This window comes from Winogradskyella wichelsiae (assembly GCF_013403925.1).
Taxonomy (GTDB): Bacteria; Bacteroidota; Bacteroidia; order Flavobacteriales; family Flavobacteriaceae; genus Winogradskyella; species Winogradskyella wichelsiae.
In genome coordinates this window covers 1-2,707 of record NZ_JABFDJ010000029.1, presented here as the reverse complement: position 1 = coordinate 2,707, position 2,707 = coordinate 1, and the positions used below count along the sequence as shown (strand labels likewise).

Sequence of the window (2,707 nt, the reverse complement as noted above, 5' to 3'; positions counted from 1 at the left end):
AACATATGTTCTATATACACCCAAATATAAGATATATATAACATATGTTATATATATCCTTTATATATTCTTAAATGTCTAAAGGGTTTTTAATTTTCTTAAAAGTAGTCGTGGCAACATGGGTGTAAATCTCCGTTGTTTTGGTAGAGCTGTGACCTAATAAAACTTGAATTTGTCTTAAATCAACTCCATCTTCTAAAAGGTGAGTTGCAAAACTATGTCTTAGCATATGTGGTGTTACAGTAATTTGTATTCCTGCCTTTATTGCGGCATTTTTTACTATTTGGCCAACGCTTTGTGCAGAATATTGTTTTCCATATACTCCTTCAAAAATATAAGATTCTGGTTTCCATTGTTTATAGTAGTCTCGTAAATCTTTTAATAATGTATTAGAAAGTAACGTGTAACGATCCTTTTTACCTTTAGCGGCTTCGATGAGTATTAGCATTCGCTTACTATCAATATCTGTAATTTTTAAATTGATTAATTCGTTTCTTCTAATCCCAGAGGAATACAAAAGACTTACAATACATTTATGTTTTAAATTATTTGTATTTGTAATGATTTTTAAAACATCCTCTTTTGATAGAACTTTTGGCAATTTTTTTACCTTTCTAGGCCTTTCTATTTGATAAAAACGATTTGGCATACCCAGTACAGATTCGTAATAAAATTTGATACTGTTGATAGCTATATTTATATAAGAATCAGATTTGTTTTCTTGAATTAATTTGAGAATATAGTTCCTAACATCATTTTCATTGATCTGTATCAATTCTTTGGTTTTGTGATCGTTTATGAAGGTTTCAAAAGCAAGAATATAAGATTTTACAGTATTATTAGCGTATTTTTTTAATTGTAACTTATCTAATCTAAGTAGGTGATAGGACAGTGTCGAAAATTATTTGGTAGAGATCGTTGTCTAAACCAAGTGATATCCATGGGCTCAATAGTATCATTTATTGGTTTTTTATCAAAAAAATAATTACAATTCACCCAAACAACCCCACTGAAAATATTGAATATTTTATTCAGGTTTTTATTTGTGTTTAAAATGTAAGCCATATTAAATTCATTGCTCCATCTTACGTCAGGCAATTCTTTAACAAGTGCCTGAATAATTTTATCTGTATTGAATTGTAAGCCGATATATCTTTTATCTCTTATTAAAAGATGCTTTAAAGTAATGCTCCTTCCTTTTTCCATAAAGTATTATTTAATGCAATGTAGTGGATGTAAACGATTTAATCGTATCTTATTCGAATAGGATACGTATAACATACACTTAATATAAGGAACATGAGATTTTATAAAACTTGTCTGTATTGTAAGAACGAGTTAAAGGGAAGAACCGATAAGAAATTTTGCGACCCACAGTGTAAAAGTGCTTATCAATATCAACAAGCAAAAGATAAACCAGAACGATTTTATAATAAAGTCGACAATCAGCTAAAACTTAACAGAAAAATATTGAAGGAATATAATAAAGGCGGTAAAGTTATAGTTCGGTCAAGCATGCTTACTCCAGAAGGATTTGATCCAAATTTTTTCACACATTATTGGAAAAACACAAAAGGTGATGTTTATCTTTTTGTGTATGAATATGGATTTTTAAAAAGAGTAGAGCATGGTGTTCATAAATATGTACTAATAAAATGGCAGGATTATATGGTTCAGAAATAGAAAGTCCTCATTGAATATTATGACTTTATGTAAAATGTTAGAACAGTACAATCAAGTTCTATAGAATATAATTATAGTAGTAGACTCATTTTTGTAGAATGATACTTATTACGCTAGCTACAGATTATCTGCAATAATGGTAACAGATAGAGGATGTTTTTTTAGAGTATTTAGGTTTAGTCCTGATGCTACAGTAAAAATGTTGAATGATTAAAAGTCATAATTAATCTTACTTAGAATAAACGATTTTTTGCATCTTTATTTTGATAATTTACATTAAACGCTCAGGGATAAAAATTCATCGTATTCCATTCAGCACATTTCTCTACATTCCGCAAAAAGCTTCATTCCGATAAAAGAGCTTCATTAAAAAAGGTCTTGAACCTAATCCCCACTTTTGACGCTTCATTCCGTTAACCCTTTCCGCTCTGCAGGGAAGGAACACTCTATTCTCACGTAAAAAGCGTGAATCAAGTTCGCTAAAAAGGATAAAAATGTATTTGTCATTGTGTTCCTTTTCCTATGATTTTATATTTCACAAAGACTTTAGAATCACTTCCGTAATCCAGCACCGTCATCCCTTTTTTTGACAGCAAAATAACAACATTCAGCTTTGAACGACAGCATAATCAGGCTCGTGCCTCGCACTTTTTATATGTCTAAACAAAGCTGAATATCGAAAGCACTAAGCAACAAAAAGAAGGTAACAGCGTCGGCTCTATGGGAAGTAAATCTAAAATGAATCTTATGAAATCTTACAAAATAAATAAAAAGGAAGCGGAACAAAAGTTAAAAAACAAAAAAAGGAAAACGCTCTGGATATAATAAGTAAATCAATAACAAAGCCTTTCTGAATCGTTCAGATAGGTCAATATTAATCTTTAAATTTTTTAATTATGAGTACTCTAAAAAACAAAGTACAGTTAATTGGTAACGTAGGAAACGTGCCAGAAATTACAAACCTTGAAAACGGTAAGAAAGTTGCAAAATTTTCAATCGCCACCAATGAATCTTACAAAGATTC

Annotated in this window: 2 protein-coding genes and 1 pseudogene; 2 read left to right on the top strand and 1 reads right to left on the bottom strand. The window is 30.0% G+C overall.

All coding sequences use genetic code 11. The features are described 5' to 3' along the window. Positions 1-70: 70 nt before the first annotated feature. Positions 71-1,206, bottom strand: a pseudogene (gene xerA, locus HM985_RS17005) (site-specific tyrosine recombinase/integron integrase). A 93-nt stretch (positions 1,207-1,299) separates the two neighbouring features. Here xerA and HM985_RS17000 point away from each other — a divergent pair. After that, entirely contained in the window at positions 1,300-1,683 is a 384-nt protein-coding gene (locus tag HM985_RS17000) for a hypothetical protein (protein WP_179377401.1), read from the top strand. An 896-nt stretch (positions 1,684-2,579) separates the two neighbouring features. Then, positions 2,580-2,707: single-stranded DNA-binding protein (locus tag HM985_RS16995; protein ID WP_179377400.1), on the top strand; the 128-nt coding region annotated here is incomplete at its 3' end.